Source organism: Methylobacillus sp., assembly GCF_036844465.1.
Taxonomy (GTDB): Bacteria; Pseudomonadota; Gammaproteobacteria; order Burkholderiales; family Methylophilaceae; genus Methylobacillus.
Genome location: NZ_DAIUFW010000001.1, coordinates 103,411 through 123,211, shown reverse-complemented (window position 1 = coordinate 123,211; position 19,801 = coordinate 103,411). Strand labels below are relative to the sequence as shown.

Sequence of the window (19,801 nt, the reverse complement as noted above, 5' to 3'; positions counted from 1 at the left end):
GCTTACTCCAAGTATTGATTCCAGTCATGCACGGTAGCGCCGCGCGCGAAAAATTCCGGGTTGAGGATAGTGTCCTTGCGATTGTAGTAAAGACGTAACCCATGACGGTCAACCAGCTTACCGCCCGCCTGCTCCAGAATACATTGCGCTGCTGCGGTATCCCACTCGGCAGTTAGCCCCAGCCGCGGATACATATCGGCTTTTCCTTCGGCAACCAGGCATATCTTGAGCGAACTGCCCATATTGATGATTTGGGGCGCCCCATGTTGGCTGCTGATATGGCGCAACATCGCCTGGATTTTCTGCCCTGGGTGAGCGCGGCTGGCGGCAATGGTGATATTACCCAAGTCCAAATGGCGAGCGTGAATGCGTTGGGGCGGCATGCCGCTCTGTTGTTTGTATGCTCCCTGCCTGTTTGCGTAGTAGCATAAATCCAGCGCTGGGGCGTATACCACGCCCAGCACGGGCTGCCCATGGTCGATAAGGGCGATATTGATACTGAATTCGTCGTTGCGCTTGACGAATTCGCGCGTACCATCCAGTGGATCCACCAGCCAATACCGCTGCCAACATTTGCGCTCCGTATAGGGGGCAAGCTCGCACTCTTCGGAAATCAATGGCAATTCCGGGCATAAATCTCGCAAACCTTGACTGATCACCCGCTGAGCGGCCAGGTCGGCCTCGGTCAGTGGAGACTGATCATCCTTATGCTCTACGGCGAAATCGCTCTGGTATACCTGCATGATGGCCGCTCCGGCCTCATGCGCCAACTGAATCACTGCTGGGAGAAAGTCATCGTTCATTCTGTCAGCAGGGACAATAGCCCAGCCTCATCCAGGATAGCCAAGCCAAGCTCCTGGGCCTTGGCAAGCTTGCTGCCTGCCTCACTGCCGGTCACCACATAGCTGGTTTTCTTGGAAACGCTGCCACTTACCTTGCCGCCAGCAGCCTCGATACGTTCCTTGGCTTGTTCCCTGGATAAGGTGGGAAGCGTGCCGGTCAGTACGAATGTCTTGCCTTCCAGCTTGCCGCTGCTGGCAGGTTGGCCTTCGTTTTCCTCCCAATGCACGCCGGCATCAGTAAGCTTCCTGATGACTTCACGGTTGTGTGTTTCGGCAAAAAACTCCGCAATCGAATTAGCTACCACCGGCCCTACATCCGGCACCTGCTGCAAGGAACCCGTATCCGCCGCCTGCAATGCATTGAGGTTGCCGTAATAGCGCGCCAGGTCCTTGGCAGTAGCCTCGCCCACATTGCGAATGCCAAGTGCGTAAATAAAGCGGGCCAGTGTGGTTTGCTTGCTCTTTTCCAAAGCATCCAGCAGATTCTGCGCGGATTTTTCCGCCATGCGGTCAAGATTTTCTAGCGTCCCAAGGTCAAGCTGGTAGATATCGGCCAATGTTGCCACAAGCTGACCATCCACGAGTTGGTCGACGAGTTTTTCTCCCAGTCCTTCAATATCCATCGCGCGGCGAGAGGCGAAATGCAGCATAGCCTGCTTGCGCTGGGCCGGGCAGAACAGACCGCCCGTGCAACGCACGGCAGCTTCATCTGGCAGGCGCACGGCGTGGGAGCCGCAAATCGGACATTGGTGGTTGATGGCTTCCAGTAAGATATAAGGCTGCGAGCCCGGCAGACGCCTATCCTGGACGACAGATACTACTTCAGGAATCACATCACCGGCACGGCGCACGATGACAGTGTCGCCAATACGGACATCCTTGCGGTCGATTTCATCCTGGTTGTGCAAGGTGGCATTGGTGACGGTAACGCCGCCAACGAATACTGGCTGCAGGCGCGCCACCGGCGTGATGGCGCCCGTGCGCCCCACTTGCACCTCAATCTGCTCCAGCACGGTCATTTCTTCCTGTGCCGGGAATTTATGCGCCACGGCCCAATTGGGTTCGCGCGAGCGAAAACCGAGTTCACGCTGCAAGTCCAGGCGGTTGACTTTATATACCACGCCATCGATGTCATAGGATAACTGATCGCGTTTGGCAGCGATGTATTGGTGGAAGGCAGCCAGAACATCCGGCCCTTGGCCTACCACACACTCGCCGCAGACGGGCAGCCCGAATGCCTTGATGGCATCCAGCACTTGCGCATGCGTGGACGGCACTGTCCAGCCCAGCGTTTCGCCTAGGCCATAGGCAAAAAATGACAAAGGCCGTTGCGCAGCCAGGCGCGGGTCGAGCTGGCGAATACTGCCGGCAGCGCCGTTACGCGGATTGACCAACGCAGGCTTGCCGTGCTCGCGCTGACGGGCGTTGTAGCGCTCGAAATCAGGGCGGCTCATATAGACCTCGCCGCGCACTTCGATCACCTCCGGCACGTCGCCATGCAATTGCAGAGGAATCTGCCGGATGGTGCGAATATTATGCGTGACATCCTCACCGACTTCGCCGTCGCCGCGAGTGGCTGCCTGTACCAATTTCCCCTGTTCATAACGCAAACTCAAGGCCAGGCCGTCGAATTTCAGTTCCGCGGCATATTCAATGGGCGCATCCTCTGGCAGCAATCCAAGCTTTTTGCGCACACGCGCATCGAAGTTATAAGCGCCTTGCGGCGTGATATCGGTTTCTGTTTCAATTGATAGCATGGGAATGCGATGCCGGACTGGCATCAGTTCGCCCATGGGAGCACCACCGACGCGTTGCGTGGGCGAATCTGGCGTCAGCAGCTCCGGGTGTTCGTTTTCCAGTGCCTGGAGCGCGCGAAACATCCGGTCATATTCACTGTCCGGCACGCTGGGCGCATCCAGCACATAGTATTCATGATCGTAGCGCCGAAGGGTGGCGCGTAACTCTTCCGCCGTTTTCAGCAACTCCGGCGGTTTAGTAGCAGGTTCCTGCTCAGGAAACAGTCCTGTTTGCATATCCGCCATGTCAGGAGAACAGGCGCAAGGCATAAGCCTGCCCTGGCATAATGCCGTGCGCAATCATCTTGTCGTGAATCAGCTTGACCTGCTGGCGGATCTTGTCGATCTGCATATCGTTGAGCGCGCGTTGCTTGTCGTCCACCAGATGCGCCCCCAGGCTGTGCTCCATCTGTCGGGCTAGCAACACCATGTGGTTATAGGCTTCAACATAGTTTTGCACCCGCGGGATATCCAGCTGGAAAATCAGTCCGCGGATAACTGAAGTACGCAGCATATCCACGCCGAATGGCTGGTTGTCCTGGTTTACCACGGAGAACAGCACATGCGGATTGCCGTCGCCATTCTCTGCCACATAATGATAAGCGCCATCCTCGCCCAGCGACAGGCCGCCGGCCTCGGCAAGGCCACGGAGCTTGGTGCCGGTAAATGATCCATTTCCCTGCACCAAGTGGAAACTCACCAGTTGATCCACCTCGATGCAGAATTGGTCAAGCTCCCTGGCCTGTTGCAATGCATTGTCCACATTCAGCCATTCCAGGCTGGCACCCAGCGCTTGCGCCAACTCTTCCACTGCCAGGTGAAAGCGCGACAAGGTACCGGTTGAAACAGCGCCTGCGCGGTCTGCGAGCTGCAAGCTGCAGACGGCAGCATGGAAATGAGCGGCTTCCTGTTCCCGCGTCAGCAGGTGCCAGCGCTGGTCGTCACCCAAGCCATACGCATACACCGGCTTGTCGATGTCCGTGATGGAGAGCAAGAATTCACGCAATGCCTGGCCGCTGGCAGGAGCAGCCAGGGAAAGCACGGCGACCAGGTCGATTTCGGGATTCACTTCCGGCGGAATGGTAATGACGGGAAGCGTGACTGGCTGGGGAGAAAATTCCGGCTCAGTCTCATGGTCAAGCTGTGTCGAAGGCTCATCTTCCCACGGTGGCAGTTCCTCTGTAGCGGCGGGAGCATAATCTGTGATGCTAGGCTCAGGTGTGGAAGGGGCAACAGGCACTTCAGGTTCGTATGACGCTTCGTATTGATACTCATCAGCTTGCCGGGCTTGCTGTTCAACCTCGGATTGCTCCTGGAGCTCCTCGACAGGCGCATCATCAATATCCCTGACCATGCTGTGGTCGATATGGAATTCCTCATTGCGGACCGCGCGGGCCTCTTCCATCAGCGCATCGTACTCAGGCTCATCCAAGCGCTTGAATGTTTGCCGGAATTTGCGTTCCTGCCACCAATTGAAGGCAAGTACGGCGCCAATGATAAGTGCGCCCAGCCCCAATAAGGCCCAATGTAGATCAGTCATTATTTTGATACTCCACGCTTTTTGATCTGCTTAAGTGATCCTGAACTTGTTAAACATGTTGAATGCGCTTTTGGCGTCAAGGGCGGCGTTCCCATCATGTCGCTTCATGCATTTGCAATGCGGCAGCGATATCCACTTCCACAATACGTGAAACGCCGGATTCCTGCATGGTGACCCCCACGAGCTGCTGGGCCATTTCCATGGTTATTTTATTATGGCTGACAAATAAAAATTGCGTGCGCTCGGACATTTTTTTCACCAAGGCGCAAAAACGCTCGGTATTGCTGTCGTCCAACGGCGCATCCACTTCATCCATGAGGCAGAACGGCGCCGGATTGAGCCTGAATAGCGCGAATACCAGCGCTAGGGCCGTCAATGCCTTTTCGCCGCCGGACAGAAGATGGATTGTACTGTTCTTTTTGCCGGGTGGTTGCGCGAATACCTGCATGCCGGTATCCAAGATTTCGTCGCCCAGCATTTCAAGCTTGGCCTGACCTCCGCCGAATAGCTCGGCGAATAGTTCAGCAAAATTGCGGTTGGCCTCGTCGTAAGTGTGCTGCAAGCGGCTGCGAGTCTCACGGTCTATGCGCCGTATCGCGTCTGCCAGCGTGGTAATCGCCTGCTCGAGATCCGCCGCCTGGCTATCCAGATAATGCTTGCGCTCGCGTTCGCTTTCGAGTTCCTGCAAGGCCGCGAGATTCACCGGGCCGAGCGCTTCGATATCCTGCCCCAGGGAAGCAATCCTGCGCTCAAGGTCGGAAGCCTTGGTATTGGCAGTCAGACCATGCACCAACTCGCCCTCATCCAAGCCGCATTCCTGCAAGCTCTGCTGGCATTGCTCAAAATACAATCTGGCTTGCTGCTCATTCAGGCGAGATTGTTCCAGTCTGTCGCGCAGCGGATGCAGCGATTGTTCGCACTGCATGCGGCTGCGCTCCTGTTGCTGCAATACATGCTCGGTTTCAGCCAGGGCATCGCGCGCGTTTGCCAGTGCCGCCTCATGCTGATGCTTGAAGGCAAGCGCAGCTTCCAGGCTGGCCTTCAGGTTTTCCAGGTCTGAAACCGCGAGCAATTCCAATGTTTCCTGACGGCGGGCAGCAATACCCTGCTGCTCTTCCTGGATCGCACTCAAGCGGTGTTGGCTATCCGACAAGCTGGTGGCCAGCAATTTATGGTTGAACGTTTTTTCCTGCGCTGTGCGTTCGGCTTTTTGCCAGGCGGCGCGTGCCGCGCTCAATTCGCTTTCCATGGCATTGCGTTTGGTTTGGGCTGTTTGGCGCTGGGTTTGCAACTGGCTGAGCGATGCTTGCAACTCATCAAGTTTTTGCCGCTGCTGCTGACACTCCTGCTGCAACTGTTCCTGTTGTACTGCGAGGCTAGCAATATCCTTTTCCAGACCTTGGCGGCGCTGGGCGACATGCTGCTTTTCCTGGGTTAGCTGCTGAATCTGCAAGCTGCGCTGATGCTGCGCCTGGCTGGTTTGGCGTAATTGCTGCTGCAGTTGCTGTTGCTGCTGGCGTTGTTCCTGCTGTTTTAGTTCTGCCTCTTGCAAGGCATTTTGCGCTTCCTGCAAGAGCCGGCGCATCTCCGGTAACACAGCTTCCAGCGCATCAAGGTCACGCTGGCGTTCCAGCACGCCATGCAGTTCCGAATTCTGCACATGCAGGCTAATGCTATGGCGATCATATATATCGCCAGCAGCAGTAACCACACTTTGCCCTGGCGGTAGCGATATACATATCGCCTGCGCTTCAACTGTGGTTTGCGCGATCAGCACATTGTCCAGCCAATGAATGATCAAGGCGTGCACTGCTGAGTCCTGCACTTCGACCATGGTGCTCAAGCGCTGTGCCGTAGCCGAAACAACGTCCCCCTTATCAGGCAGGGCCAACACCAGCGCAGCAGGCGGGCGCTCTGCGACCAGTGATAACGGGTTCTGATTTTGCGAAGCCATCAACGCATTGAGCCGAGCACCCAATACCGCTTCCACTGCGGTTTCCCAGCCGGGTGTGATCCTGATCTTTTGCCACAGGCGTTCGCACCCATCCAACCCTTGGTCGCGCAACCAGCTTTCCAATTTTCCTTGCTGGCCCAAAGAGGCTTGTATCTTGCGCAGAGAGGCAGCTTCAGCCTCGGCCTGGGTCAATTGGCGCTCGGATTGCTGCATGTTCTCGCGCAATGTCTTGATCAGCTCAGCCTGGTGGGATTCCAGTTCCCTCAGTTGCTGTAATTGTTGCTCCCGCTCAATTTGCCAGGCTGTGCTTTCCTTGAATTCAGTTTCCAGTTTATGCAGTTTGGTTTCATCCGGCAGCCTGAGATTGTTTAATTCCTGACGCAAGCGCTGCAACCGTTGGCTGATATCGGAGAAGTTACGCTCGGCATGCCTGATATTGGTATCTTCCAGGCGGATGGCCTGCTCAGCTTCATGCATGGCGCGCTGCGCCGCCGAGTGGATATGCAGCGCGGACTGGAAAGCCCGATCCATTTCAGGCAGCTTTTGCTTCAATGCCGCTAGTTGCTCGGCAGCATCCGTTTCTTCCTGGCTGGCAGTGTGATGCTGTTGCTGCAGGCCGGTTAGTTTTTCACTTACCTCAAGATGCTGCTGTCCTAGCTTAAGCGCCTGAGCATCAATCTGCTGCAACTGCACCTGCAAACGGGAGTGGTTTTCCTGCGCATGACGCAGTTGCTGTTCGTAGCGGGAGACCTCCGCATTGGCTTCATAATAGGCGGCTTGCGCGGCCTGCAGACCGGCGGATGCCTCGTGATGCCGCTGGCGCAAGGATTCCAGTCCGCTTTCTGCCTGGCGCAGTGCTGCCATTTGCGCCTCCAACTCGATGCCCAAGCGGTTCACAAGGGCCTGGGCCTTCTCCCACTGCATGCCGGCATCACGCTTTTTCAATAACCACAGCTGGCCCTGGGTAAGGCGCAGGCTGGATTGCAACCCTTGATATTGCAAGGTCACCGCAGCCTGGGACTCCAGCCGGGTAATCTGCTTATCCATTTCCTGGCTGATATCTTCCACCCGGACCAGATTTTCGCGGGTATCGCGCAAACGGTTTTCCGTCTCTCGACGTCGTTCCTTGTATTTTGAGATACCCGCGGCTTCTTCCAGGAATACCCGCATTTCCTCCGGCCGGGCTTCCACAATGCGGGAAATGGTGTTCTGGCCGATGATGGCATAGGCGCGGCCGCCAAGTCCGGTACCCAGGAACAAATCGGCCACGTCGCGGCGGCGCACCGCAGTATTGTTAATAAAGTAAGTAGAGCCTCTTTCCCGCTCGATCACGCGCTTGACGGATATTTCGGCATATTGCGACCACTCTCCCGCAGCGCCGCCAAGGCTGTTGTCAAAGATAAGTTCGACGCTTGCGCGGGAAGCCAGCTTGCGGTTGCCCGAGCCGTTGAAAATCACATCGTCCATCGACTCGCTGCGCATTTCCTTGGCGCTGGACTCCCCCAGCACCCAGCGGATGGACTCCATGACATTGGATTTTCCACAGCCGTTCGGCCCCACCACGCCCACGCGCTGGCCGTGTATATGCAAGGTGGTGGGATCGACGAAGGACTTGAAGCCGGCAAGCTTGAGGTGAGTAAGGCGCAATTGGTGGAGCTCTTGGCTATAATGACACTTTTTTGAACAACCCGATTTATACGGTAGCCCTTATGTCTAGTCAACCCAGCAAAGATTTGGAAACCTTCGACAACCCTAATCCCGGACGTGATTTCCATATCCATATGGAAATCCCCGAATTCACCTGCCTGTGCCCCAAGACCGGCCAGCCGGATTTTGCCGTGCTCTACCTGGACTACATCCCCGACCAGAAATGCGTGGAATTGAAGAGCCTCAAGCTCTATATCTGGTCCTTCCGCGAGGAAGGCTGCTTCCATGAGGCGGTCACCAACCGCATCCTGGACGACCTCGTAGCGGCGACTGATCCCAAATTCATGCGCCTGACCGCCAAGTTCTACGTGCGCGGCGGTATTTTCACCAATGTGGTCGCAGAACACCGCAAGCCGGGCTGGCAGCCGCAGCCCCGCGTCGAGCTGGCCGAGTTTGCATCGCAATCTAATATCCGCGGTTGATTCCGCCAGCGTGGCAGTGCTTTGCTGAGCAGCTCAAACGTCTGTTGCAAGAAAAATAGCGGTTTATTGATTTAAATTGCGCTGAGGCGTTGACAGGTGTCAGTTGGCTCATTAATATAGCGGCTCTTTTTCGGGGGTATAGCTCAGCTGGGAGAGCGCTTGCATGGCATGCAAGAGGTCAGCGGTTCGATCCCGCTTATCTCCACCAAATATGGAACCCGGTTTTCCGGGTTCCGACGATGAAGTCCCCATCGTCTAGAGGCCTAGGACATCGCCCTTTCACGGCGGTAACCGGGGTTCGAATCCCCGTGGGGACGCCATATTGATCCCGGCGTTGATCCTGTGTAATTAATCTTGCAGGTCACGCCGGGTTTCTCTTTAGTAACATACTCATTTCCAAGTCATCATTCCTACTCTTTCTCCAGACAGTGAACTGACACTCAGAGCTCATTTACTTTAGCAGTCTCTAATTCATTATGCTAAAACACGTCAAAATCAATTTAAATGAAATCAGAAATCTCACCAGCGATGAGCTAGACAAGATTGCCGCTGGCGAATCCATGATCTATAAAGGCCTTGTATCAGCCTATACCATGCAGGCAATCCGGTCAGAGCTTGAGAAGCGTCAGCTACAAGAGCAATTCGACGCTTTGAAAAAAGAAGTCGCCAAAGCAACAAAACCTCACCGGCTGATATGGGTTGGCGCCATAGCCGCCATTATCGGAGCGATATGCGGTCTTGTTGCGCTTGCTTTGGTGATTTCTGGCATGCTGCACTCCTGAATTCTGCCTGCTATCTGGTGATGGAAATCCCCAACCTGATCTGGGTATCTCTGTCTTGGTCGTAATCAAGTAATGTCTCGCCATAGCCGGAAAATAGCTGCAAATGCGCGAACGTGCCGGTACGGGAAAGGATGCGGTCGCTCAGGGGATAGGTAATGTCCAATTGGCCGGTGGCGTAGCCGCGCGTTCCCTGGCGATATAGTCCGGTGAGCATGAGACCATCCTCTCTACCATAACGTAATTGCCAATCTGCATAGCCCCGGTAATGCTGGATATCCGGATTTTCATCCTTGTCGAGATAGGTATAAATCTTGGGTGAGAAGACCAATTTTCTGCCGCTGGCAAAATTGATCTGCCAGCTGGGACGTATATAGGCAGTATTAAGGGAGCGCGAGTCGTTTCCGCCCTGCCCGTTTGATTCATGTTCCACGCCGATGCGCCAATGCGCGGGAAGCCAGCCGTGAGTATTGCCCGCCAAATGATAGAACAGACCGGGACGGTAACTCGTATCGCGGAATGGGCTGGAATCGCTGCCAAGATCCCACAAAGTCGTTTGGGTATAGCTGAAATAGAGATTGCTCAAAAATGGAGCGAATTGCGCCACCGAGCCTTTGGGTTCAAATGGGCGGTATTTAAAGCTGATCTGGAAACGCGCATCCCATCCATGCTCATTCCTATGACCAAAGAGGAAATAGACCGGCTCCTCGGCACTTAGTGCAGGCTCATCGTCAGGAGCTGCGATCACAACCTGCGGAGCAACATTTTCAGTGGTAGCAACCTGGGTGGAGTCCTTTGCTTCTGTCGCAATCACGGACTCGTTATTGGCTAATAGCAATACTGTGTTGGAAGGCTGTTCCGCCAGTGTAGCCCGCACCACGCCGACAAATGCCTGGCGAGGCATACCGCTATACTCCCGGCTGATCTGGTTTGCTTCGCTGCTTACGCGCGCAACCAGTTCAATGTCTTCATTACTGCTGCCGGCGCCTGAAAGCTTGATATGCATGCTGGCTGGCCATTCAGCAGCATTGCCAGGTTTGATTATCTTGAAGGATAGTGATTGCCCTACATTGATAGCTTCGCCTTGGGCGACAAGCAACCATTGATCTTCAGCCCATGCGTGAGATGACACATAAAGCATAGGCAAGCACATGATTGCTGCCTGTGCATATTGGATAAAAGACATGGGTATTCCTGATGAATAGTTAGGTGACAGATTAGCATGAACTTGTCATTGCTCAATTTTGTCAATAGATAAAGTAGATCAGGATAAAGGCAGAGAGTTTCCTCTTGTAACACACACGGATTTGGCATTATTGTCAATTAGCTTAACAACATGTGATTCGCAATCAATAAATTGCGATAAATAGAGTTCAGCAGCGCGTGGGAATGAAAGCGTAATGCTAATTACGCCCTGCTTGCATATATGACGATCAAGAGTATGATGGATCGCTGTCGAACACTTCCTTGAAATGACAGAGACGCAACACTCATTTGATTGATAGTTGTTAAGAATAGTAATGAATTTAAGCTGTAGGTATAGCTTCGTCCTACCATGTAATAGCAAATAAGCAATTATTTATTGTCAATATTTAAATCGAAGTTTATTTTATGAAAATCCCTATGCCCTCTCCTATTGAAAATGAAACATTGTATTTTTCATGCAAAGAGTTGGCCGAGATGCAATTGCCGGGGAAGCCAGGCACGCGCCAGGGTTGGGATGTGATTGTCAATGCGGAAAAATGGCCCTATATCGAAGTGGCAAGCCGTGGCAGAAAAGGCAAGACAAAAAAGTATCACCCGCCTTCAGCGCTGATGCAGTTAATCAACTGGCAGTACCCGGAGGGATACACTCCTCCGCATCACTATACGACCGGTTCCGGTGCCGCAAAACGTCATGTAGCCAATGATTACCTGGTAGATACAAGCAAAGTTGCCCGTTACAACAAGCCCAGTTATCACTATGAATCGCTGGATGAATACCTGGTGGAAAGCATTGATTTCAACCCGGCCAGCAACCAACTGGAAGCACCTTTTCAACACCTGAAAATATTCACGGTCAGGGGCACCAGTCTGGAGCCGTCCATGCTCGACGGTGATGAAATATTAGTGGATATGCGCTGCCGTGCGTTTGATGACAATGCCGTTTACGTGATCGGCCAGAATGACTTTATCCGCATCAAGCGGGTGCAGTTGCGGCTGGATGGCGCGGTCGTCGTGAGGAATGACAATGACGGCGATTTGCCGCCTGAAATCTATACCGCGGAAGAAGCCAAGGGTTTCAATGTGATTGGCAAGGTGATTCCATTCAAGTTTGGGCGCTTCAAGCTGTAGTACGCACAGCCGCTATCCGTTGCAGAATAGCGGGATTTGGCGGCAATTGAAGCAGTCCTTCCTCATACGCCACAATCTTCAGAAATAGTTTAAAAACATCTGCTAATTCATTGTTTTTTAGTAGAAATTCTGGATTTTTTGGCCGGCCATATTGCTCATGCCCCTGCATGAAAGTTTCATAAATCAGCACGCCGCCATGTACCAGGCTCCGAGCTAATTCTGGCAGCATTGGCCGGTGCAGGTAACGGCACACCACGATGGCATCAAACTGCTTGCCTGAATATGGCCAGCCGCCCTGCTCAAGGTCACATACCTGGGTTTCTATATCTGGGGCCAGGTTTGCCAATATCGCCAGCGCTCCTGCATCTCTATCTACCGCCGTCACCCTGAACCCCTGCCGCGCAAGCCAGGTGGCATTGCGCCCGGCGCCAGAAGCTACATCCAGCACCCTGCCGCGAGGCGGGATCAGATGGCTGTATTGCATCAGCCATGCTGAGGGAGATGATAGATGAGAGTCAACAACACTCATTTTCTAAGACTCAAGAATATGAATATGTTCCGTGCGCACTGCCAATCGCGCAGGTTGCCCAATGGCAAGAGGAATAACTGCCGGACAGCGCAGCTCCAGTGCATCGCTTGTTCCAGGCAGGGCAACGCTAACCAGCCATTGCGACCCCAGCTGGACCAGGTGCCGAATATTGCCTACCAGGTTCGCAGCTTCACCGGACGATACCAACAGGCTGATTGCCTCTTGCGGCACGCACCATTGCACGTTGCTATTGATCACCAAAGAGTGTGGTATTTCCAGCGTTTGGTCACCAACAGACAGCACGCTATAGCTGTCTGACACATGTATGACCCTGCCGGACAATATATTGTGCATGCCGGTCAAGGCCGCTACGTCAGTATTGATTGGTCGCTTGGAGACTTCATCCGGGGTGCCTTGTTGCAGGATGCGCCCCTGTCCCATCACGGCCAGGCTGTCTGCCAGCAATTGCGCTTCTACCAGGTTATGCGTCACCAGAATCATGGGAATGTTGAGCTGCGGCTTGAGCGTAGCCAAGGTGCGGTGTAAGCCATCCCGTGTGATGCTATCGAGCGCCGAGAATGGCTCATCAAGCAACAGGATGCTGGGATCAGCTGCCAATGCCCTCGCCAACGCCACCCGCTGCTGCTGGCCACCGGAAAGCTCTGCCGGTTTACGGTAAGCCAATGTTGACAACCCTACGCGCTCCAGCCAGAGCGTGGCGCGTTCTTTCTGCTCCTGCCGGGAGAGATGATGAAGCGCCGCGCGGATATTTTCTTCTGCCGTCATGTGTGGAAACAGGCCGTAATGCTGCGGTACATAGCCGATATGGCGTTGTTGTGGCTTCAAACGGATTGAATCGTTGAACCAAGTCTCCCCGTTGAGAGTGATGTCGCCTGATTCGGCGTGCTGCAACCCGGCAATCATGCGCAGCAATGTGGATTTACCGCAGCCGGAAGGCCCAAGCAATGCCAGCAATTCTCCCGCGCGGCACTGCAAGGCAACATCCATGGCAAACGGGCGGCGTTGCCTGAGATGCAGCTTGAGGTCAGAGGCCATGATAGCCCCCGCGCCTGCCAAAGCGCCTGGATAAACTGTTGGCAAGCGCCAGCACAATGATGGAAAACACTAACAATAGTAGCGACATGCTGCCTGCCGCATCGAAATCCAGCGCCTGGACCCGGTCGTAGATACTGATGGCGATGGTCTTGGTTTCACCGGGCAGGCTGCCGCCTACCATCAGCACCACGCCAAACTCGCCCAGCGTATGGGCAAAAGTCAGCACGATCGCAGTCACGATACCCGGCCAGGCAAGCGGCAGCTCCACCGTCAGCAAGGTACGCAACCGCGACATGCCGCAGCAGGCCGCTGCATCGCGCACCTCCTGCGGAATGGATTCAAAGCCGCGCTGAATGGGCTGCACCGCGAACGGAATGTTGACAATGATGGAAGCAATCAGCAGTCCGGAGAAATGAAATACCAGCAAATGCCCCGTCCACTGCATGAGCCATTGGCCAAGCCAGGACTGGCTGCCCAGACCGACTAAGAGGTAATAGCCCACCACGGTAGGCGGCAGCACCAATGGCACCGCCAGCAGCGCTTCGACCATAGGCTTGCCGGGAAAGCGGCAATAAGCCAGCCCGCGCGCTGCCAAAATAGCCAGCGGCACCAGGACCAATATCGTCATGATGCCAAGCTTGAGCGATAGCCCTAGTGCAATCCAGTCCATCAGCGCTTATTCGCCCGGCAAGGCAAAACCGTAACGGCGGAATACCTGTCGGGCGGCAGGCTGCTGGAGGAAGTCATAGAACGCCTGGGCATTGCCGCCAGCGTTCTTGAGCAACACCATGCGCTGGCGTTGCGGGGTGTGCCAGCTTTCGGGGATTTCGGCATATTTGACGCTATTGATCAATTGCGGGGATTTTACCAGCGATAACGCCACGATGCCGCCATCCGCGGAGCCACTGGTGGCGAATTGCGCGGCCTGGGCCACATTCTCGCCCAATACCAGCTTGGGCTGTATCTGCTCCCATAGTCCCGCGTGCTTCAGCACTTCCACAGCGCGGCGTCCGTAAGGTGCATGCTCGGGATTGGCAATCGCAAAGCGTTGCAGCTTACCTGCCTTCACTGCCGCCTGCAAACCCTTGAGTTCAGCATCTACCTCCAATGCTGCCTGCTTGGGCGCGACGATCACCAGGTGGCCGGTAGCGTACAATACGCCCTCATCCTTGGTTAAGCCGCCGGTATGGAGCTTGAAGACATAATCCTCATCGGCGGAGAGAAACAGCTCAAAAGGAGCGCCATGCGTGATTTGCGTGGTAATGGCGCCAGATGAACCATAAGTCACGGCAGGTTTCTCGCCACCCTGCTGCTCGAATGCCTGAACCAGTTCTTCCAGGACGAATTTGAGGTCAGCTGCTGCTGCAATGCGTGCCGGGTCGGCATGGGCAGCGAGGTTAAAAACCAGCCCCAGAAAAAAGGCTAGGCGCAGGATTCTGGATTTCATGATGGTGTGCTTTCTGTTAGCGAAAAGTATTTGGAAATGACTTCATTATATTTGGATTAATATAACGCAATATTATAATGAATCAAATCAGAAAAAGAATATGTTTATAAAAGCTCATCCACAAACCCAACTGGAATGGCATGAAGGTCAGCCCTATTCCTCCCAGTTCGGCGACGTGTATTTTTCGCGTGAAAGCGGGCTGGAAGAAACGCGGCATGTATTTCTCCAGCATAATCAGCTTGCCGAACGCTGGCAGGCGCTGAAACAGCCCAGCTTCACCATTGTTGAAACCGGCTTTGGCACCGGCCTCAACTTTCTTTGCGCCTGGCAGCTCTGGATGCGAACCGCTCCCACACGGGCTAGGCTGCATTTCGTCAGCATCGAGAAATTCCCGCTCAGCCATGCCGACCTGGCTCGCGCGCTTGCGCTGTGGCCCGAGCTTCAGCAATACAGCACCGCGCTGCTTGAGCAATACCGCCAGATCGTTCCCGGCTGGCAGCGGCTGGTATTCGACCAGGGCCGAGTACAATTGACCCTGTTGATCGGCGATCTGCATGAGTTGCTGCCACGGCTGCACAGTCATGCCGATGCGTGGTTTCTGGACGGGTTCGCCCCTTCGCGTAACCCTGATATGTGGCAGGAAACATTATTCGCCAATATGGCCACCCACTCTCATCGGCACACCACGTTTGCCACCTTCACCAGCGCCGGTGTCGTCAAGCGCGGCTTGCAGGATGCAGGCTTCGAAGTGCACAAGGTAGCGGGATATGGCCGTAAGCGGGACATGCTCTGCGGCAGTTTTAGTAAAAACGAACCCAGCAATATCCAGCCGCGGCAGGCTGTAGTCATCGGTGGCGGCATCGCAGGCACCTCGACGGCCCGCGTTCTTGCGGAACGTGGCTGGCAGGTCAGCCTGATCGAGCAGGAGTATGCGCTGGCGCAACATGCATCCGGCAACCCTGTCGGCGTGCTCTACCCTGCCTTGGCGCGTCAGGATATTCCACTGGAACGCTTGTCGCTGGCAGGCTATCTGCATGGCTTGCGCCTATTGCAACAACTGGGACTGGATGCAAAAAATCATGCGCGTTGCGGCATGCTGCAACTGGCTTTTGACGAACGTGAACTGGAACGCTGCCAAGCCATCACCAGCCGCGGATTTTCACCCGAACTCCTGCATTGGGTTGAGCAGGAAGAGGCCAGCCAGATTGCCGGAATACCACTGCAGTATGGCGCATTGCATTTTCCCGAGGCTGGCTGGGTCAGGCCCAGCGCCTATTGTGAGGCGTTGGCGTCGCATCCCAATATCACCCAGAAGCTCGCCACGCATGTGACCGATATCAGGCACCGGGATGCGGGCTGGCAGGTGTGGGCTGGCAAGCAATTGCTTGCTGAGGCCGAGATCGTGGTCATCGCCAATGCCGCGCAGGCTGCCCATTTTCCCCAGACCAGGCATTTGCCATTGGAGCAGGTGCGCGGCCAGGTCAGCCAGTTAAAGCCTATTGCCGGAGCGCCGGTGCTTAATACTTTATTATGCACCGATGGCTATATCAGCCCGCTGCTGGAGGATGGCTATTGCCTGGGCGCGACGTTTGTGCCGCACGATACAAATACCGCCGTTCGTAGAGAAGAACACATGCAGAACCTTGCCATGCTCAAGCACATGGCGCCTACGCTGCATGAGGCCTTGCTGCCGCAACCCCTGGAAGGCCGTGCCGCCATCCGTTGCACCAGCCCGGATTACTTGCCGCTGGTTGGCCCCATCCTGGATGCGCAGGCGCTGGAAGCAACACCGCCGCGCTATACTGCCGATCCCGCTTCCAGCCTGCCATGGCTGCCGGGGCTGTATGTCAATACCGGCCATGGCTCCAAGGGACTCACCACGGCCCCGATTGCCGCGGAAATGCTGGCCTGCGCCATTCACCATGAGCCCGCGCCAGTGGGGAATGAATTGCTTGCCGCGCTGGATCCCAATCGCTTCGCATTGCGCAAACTGGGATTGAAACGCCTGGCGCGCGGCCTGGCCTGTTATCCCGCATATCAGCAAGAGTGAACAGGCCGCCGGTTCGCCTGAATATGGTTTAATGCAGCCATGAATCCAGATCAATTATTTCATCAAGCCCTGGACGCTCATCGCCAAGGCAAGCTGCCGCAGGCAGAGAGGCTTTACCAGCAGCTCCTGACTATTGTCCCCCTTCATGCCTACGGCCTGCATTATTACGGCGTGCTGTGCCACCAGTCCGGCAGGCATCAGAAAGCCGCCGAGCTGATAGGTAATGCCATTCAGGTCAATCCCGGCGATGCCGACCAGCACAACAACCTGGGCCTGGCCTTGCGTGCCGCGGGACAATTCGAAGCTGCCATCCGGCAATTCCGTCAGGGGCTGACATTGGCTCCCGAGGATAGCGATCTTTGGCAAAACCTGGCCGGGGCATATCATGCGGCCGGCGACCTGTTATCCGCGAGAACAGCTTACCTGGAAGCCAGACAACGGTCGCCGCAAGACCCGGATCTCCATGCAGGTTTGTGCGCCGTATTGCAAACACTGGGCAATCAGGCGCATCAAACCGCGCATTTCGCCGATGCTGAGCGCTATTTCCGCGAGCTGGCCATGCTGCAGCCAGGCAATCCCGCCTGGCATTACAACCTGGGCAATGCCTTGCGCGAGTTGGGGCAGCCTGCCCAGGCAGCAGAAAGTTATCGCTATGCGCTGCAAATCGCGCCACAGGATGCCGATACCCACAACAACCTGGGAAATGTGCTGCGGGAATTGCAGCAATTGCCTGAAGCCATCGCTTGTTATGAGCGCGCGCTGGAGATCAAGCCCGATCTGTATCACGCCAGAGTGCACTTGGCGCACCAACGCCAGCATCTTTGCGATTGGCGATACCTTGATGCCGATGTGGCTGAAATCCGTAGCTGGGTCAATGAAATCCCGCAAGCGCAGGTTTCGCCTTTTGCCTTTCTCGCCATGCCAGGGACGACGCCAGCAGAACAATTGAGCTGCGCCAGAAACTGGACAAACCACCGTTACGGCCATTTACTGGCATGTCCTCCGCTGGCGCAACATACTCCGACGGTCAACCGGAAATTGCATATCGGCTACCTGTCCTGCGATTTCCGGCTGCACCCGCTGGCCTCCCTCGTCACGGAAATGTTCGAACTGCATGACCGTGATCAATTCGTCATCAGCGCCTATTCCTACGGCGTGGACGACCAAACGCCCGCCCGCCAGCGCCTGCAGCAGGCAGTGGATCATTTTGTCGATATCCGTCCTCTGTCATTGCAGGCGGCGGCTGAACGCATTCATGCCGACAAGGTGGATATCCTGGTTGACCTCACAGGCTACACCCAGTCCAGCCGCAGCGGCATACTGGCCTTCCGGCCCGCCCCCATCCAGGCTTCCTGGCTCGGATTCCCTGGCACCATGGGCGCGCCGTTCGTGGATTACCTGATCAGCGACGCCGTCATCACACCGGAAACAGACCAGGCGCATTACGCTGAAACGCTGGCATTGCTGCCGCACGCCTATCAGCCCAACGACAGCCAGCGCCCGGTAGCCGCCACGCCAAGCCGCGCATCCTGCCATCTGCCGGAAGGCGCGTTTGTGTATTGCTGCTTTAACCAAAGCTTTAAGATCACGCCGGATGTGTTCGCCTGCTGGATGCGCCTGCTGCAGGCCACTCCCGGCAGCGTACTCTGGCTGCTGGAGTGCCATCCACTTGCCAGCCAGAATTTAAGACAGTCGGCGGAACAGCACGGCATTGCGGCCTCGCGTCTGGTGTTCGCACCACGCATACCGCTGGACCAGCACCTTGCCCGGCACGTCCATGCCGACCTGTTCCTGGACACAGCCCCCTACAATGCCCACACTACCGCCAGCGACGCCTTGTGGATGGGGCTGCCGTTGGTCACATGCAGCGGCAGCACCTTTGCCAGCCGGGTGGCCGCCAGCCTGTTGCAGGCAGCCGGGCTGGGGCGTCTCGTGACAAGCAGTTCAGTTGAATACGAGGCGCTGGCTTTGCAGCTTGCGCTTCATCCGGAACTATTGCAGGAATACCGCCAGCACCTGGCAAACACCCGTGAAATCACGCCATTGTTCGATACGGCAGGTTTTACACAGGATATAGAAGCGCTTTATCGCAGGCTGGCGCAGCTCTATCATCAGGCTGCTGTTTGATACGCATGGCAATGCTATGCGCAAGCTTGCTCCCGGCGCCTTATGATAAAGTAGCCGCAAACAAAAAATCAGGAAGGCATCATGGCGGCAATTGATATCACCCCCATTCTCAAGTTCATGGTCGAAAAAAGCGGCTCTGATCTGTTCTTCAGCACCGGCACCACCATTCATATCGAAATCGACGGCAAGACTTCTCCCATCAATAACCAGGTCATGACGCCGGGCGCGGTCAAGGAAATCGCCTATTCCATCATGTCGCCCGCGCAACAAAAAGAGTTTGAACAAACGCTGGAGATGAATTTTGCCTTTAGCATGCATGGGGTCGGGCGCTTCCGCATCAATGTCTTCCGCCAGCGCGGCGAGGTCGCGATGGTGATCCGCTATATCAAGCACGTTATCCCCAGCCTGCAGAGCCTAGGCCTGCCCGAGGTGCTGAACGAGCTCATCATGCGCCAGCGCGGGTTGATCCTGGTGGTCGGTGCGACCGGCTCCGGAAAATCCACGACACTGGCTTCCATGATCGACCATCGCAACCGCACTTGCGATGGTCACATCCTTACCTTGGAAGACCCCATCGAATTCATGCACGAGCACAAGAAATCCGTGGTGGACCAGCGTGAAATCGGCATTGACACCCTGAGTTTCGAGAACGGCCTGAAAAATGCCATGCGGCAGGCGCCTGATGTCATCCTCATCGGCGAAATCCGCGACATGGAAACCATGAAGCACGCTATCGCCTATTCCGAAACCGGGCATTTGTGCCTGGCAACCCTGCATGCCAGCAATGCAAACCAGGCATTGGAACGCATCCTTTCCTTCTTTCCTCAAGACGGCAAGCAGGCCATCCAGCTAAGTCTTTCCCTCAACCTGGTGGCGATCGTGTCGCAACGCCTGTTGCCGGGCACCAAGGCCAAACGTGTCGTGGCTACCGAAGTGCTCATCAATACGCCTTATATTTCCGAGTTGATCCTTAAATCCAAGCTGGAAGAAATTAAGGATGTCATGGGCAACAACCGGGATATCGGCATGCACACCTTCGACCAATCCCTGTTCGAGCTATTCAGAAAAGGCGATATTACAGAAGACAATGCGCTCGCCAGCGCAGACTCCCGCAATGACCTGTCGCTCAAGATCCGCTTTGACGCCGAAGGCGCGAAAGGCGGGTTTGGAGACTAGCCTGGCTATTGCCCGAGGTCGTCTGCGTTTATAATGGGGCCC

General features: G+C 55.5%; 15 protein-coding genes and 2 tRNA genes. 8 read left to right on the top strand and 9 right to left on the bottom strand.

Features of this window, described 5'->3' with window-relative positions; genetic code table 11:
* Positions 1–2 precede the first annotated feature (2 nt).
* The 4 genes from cysQ to smc all read right to left on the bottom strand — a co-directional run bounded on the left by cysQ (position 3) and on the right by smc (position 7,779).
* A complete protein-coding gene (cysQ, locus tag V7Z75_RS00605; protein ID WP_334106378.1) occupies positions 3–803 on the bottom strand; it encodes a 3'(2'),5'-bisphosphate nucleotidase CysQ in 801 nt (266 codons plus the stop codon).
* Complete coding sequence (ligA, locus tag V7Z75_RS00600) at positions 800–2,884, bottom strand: NAD-dependent DNA ligase LigA (protein WP_442919850.1); 2,085 nt, start codon at positions 2,882–2,884, stop codon at positions 800–802. Before ligA ends, cysQ begins: the two co-directional genes overlap by 4 nt.
* A gap of 1 nt (position 2,885) precedes the next feature.
* Entirely contained in the window at positions 2,886–4,178 is a 1,293-nt protein-coding gene (locus V7Z75_RS00595) for a cell division protein ZipA C-terminal FtsZ-binding domain-containing protein (RefSeq protein ID WP_334106376.1), read from the bottom strand.
* A 94-nt stretch (positions 4,179–4,272) separates the two neighbouring features.
* Entirely contained in the window at positions 4,273–7,779 is a 3,507-nt protein-coding gene (smc, locus tag V7Z75_RS00590; RefSeq protein WP_334106375.1) for a chromosome segregation protein SMC, read from the bottom strand.
* Positions 7,780–7,841: 62 nt separating this feature from the next.
* Between smc and queF the strand changes: the two genes are divergently transcribed.
* The 4 genes from queF to V7Z75_RS00570 all read left to right on the top strand — a co-directional run bounded on the left by queF (position 7,842) and on the right by V7Z75_RS00570 (position 9,043).
* The gene (gene queF / locus V7Z75_RS00585) at positions 7,842–8,261 is read left to right on the top strand and encodes a preQ(1) synthase (RefSeq protein WP_334106374.1); all 420 of its coding nucleotides are present in this window, start codon (positions 7,842–7,844) and stop codon (positions 8,259–8,261) included.
* Between the two features lie 132 nt (positions 8,262–8,393).
* Positions 8,394–8,469: transfer RNA gene (locus V7Z75_RS00580), tRNA-Ala, on the top strand.
* Between the two features lie 36 nt (positions 8,470–8,505).
* Positions 8,506–8,581, top strand: a tRNA-Glu gene (locus V7Z75_RS00575).
* 156 nt (positions 8,582–8,737) lie between these two features.
* Positions 8,738–9,043 (top strand): hypothetical protein, encoded by a 306-nt coding sequence (locus tag V7Z75_RS00570; RefSeq protein ID WP_334106372.1) that lies wholly within the window; start codon positions 8,738–8,740, stop codon positions 9,041–9,043.
* 10 nt (positions 9,044–9,053) lie between these two features.
* On the opposite strand, the gene V7Z75_RS00565 is transcribed toward V7Z75_RS00570, so the two are convergent.
* Positions 9,054–10,226: a phospholipase A gene (locus tag V7Z75_RS00565; protein ID WP_334106370.1), complete on the bottom strand. Its 1,173-nt coding sequence runs from the start codon at positions 10,224–10,226 to the stop codon at positions 9,054–9,056.
* Between the two features lie 437 nt (positions 10,227–10,663).
* Between V7Z75_RS00565 and V7Z75_RS00560 the strand changes: the two genes are divergently transcribed.
* Entirely contained in the window at positions 10,664–11,374 is a 711-nt protein-coding gene (locus tag V7Z75_RS00560; RefSeq protein ID WP_334106368.1) for a S24 family peptidase, read from the top strand.
* Here V7Z75_RS00560 and V7Z75_RS00555 read toward each other — a convergent pair.
* From V7Z75_RS00555 to modA, 4 genes are read right to left on the bottom strand one after another with little or no spacing between them, the layout of a single operon-like run.
* Positions 11,364–11,858 carry a class I SAM-dependent methyltransferase gene (locus V7Z75_RS00555; protein WP_334106366.1) on the bottom strand — a complete coding sequence of 165 codons (495 nt, stop codon included), beginning with the start codon at positions 11,856–11,858 and terminating at the stop codon, positions 11,364–11,366. The two genes, V7Z75_RS00560 and V7Z75_RS00555, sit on opposite strands and share 11 nt — an antisense overlap.
* Before the next feature lie 48 nt (positions 11,859–11,906).
* Complete coding sequence (locus V7Z75_RS00550; RefSeq protein WP_334106364.1) at positions 11,907–12,959, bottom strand: ABC transporter ATP-binding protein; 1,053 nt, start codon at positions 12,957–12,959, stop codon at positions 11,907–11,909.
* On the bottom strand, positions 12,949–13,629 hold the full coding sequence (gene modB / locus V7Z75_RS00545; protein ID WP_334106363.1) for a molybdate ABC transporter permease subunit: 681 nt from the start codon (positions 13,627–13,629) through the stop codon (positions 12,949–12,951). The genes V7Z75_RS00550 and modB overlap by 11 nt, the downstream gene beginning before the upstream one ends.
* A 6-nt stretch (positions 13,630–13,635) precedes the next feature.
* Positions 13,636–14,406: a molybdate ABC transporter substrate-binding protein gene (modA, locus tag V7Z75_RS00540; protein WP_334106361.1), complete on the bottom strand. Its 771-nt coding sequence runs from the start codon at positions 14,404–14,406 to the stop codon at positions 13,636–13,638.
* Positions 14,407–14,506: 100 nt separating this feature from the next.
* Here modA and mnmC point away from each other — a divergent pair, with 100 nt between their 5' ends.
* The 3 genes from mnmC to V7Z75_RS00525 all read left to right on the top strand — a co-directional run bounded on the left by mnmC (position 14,507) and on the right by V7Z75_RS00525 (position 19,759).
* Positions 14,507–16,456, top strand: a complete 1,950-nt coding sequence (mnmC, locus tag V7Z75_RS00535) for a bifunctional tRNA (5-methylaminomethyl-2-thiouridine)(34)-methyltransferase MnmD/FAD-dependent 5-carboxymethylaminomethyl-2-thiouridine(34) oxidoreductase MnmC (protein ID WP_334106359.1) — start codon at positions 14,507–14,509, stop codon at positions 16,454–16,456.
* Between the two features lie 39 nt (positions 16,457–16,495).
* Complete coding sequence (locus V7Z75_RS00530) at positions 16,496–18,583, top strand: O-linked N-acetylglucosamine transferase, SPINDLY family protein (RefSeq protein WP_334106357.1); 2,088 nt, start codon at positions 16,496–16,498, stop codon at positions 18,581–18,583.
* 81 nt (positions 18,584–18,664) lie between these two features.
* A complete protein-coding gene (locus V7Z75_RS00525; protein ID WP_334106355.1) occupies positions 18,665–19,759 on the top strand; it encodes a PilT/PilU family type 4a pilus ATPase in 1,095 nt (364 codons plus the stop codon).
* Positions 19,760–19,801 lie beyond the last annotated feature (42 nt).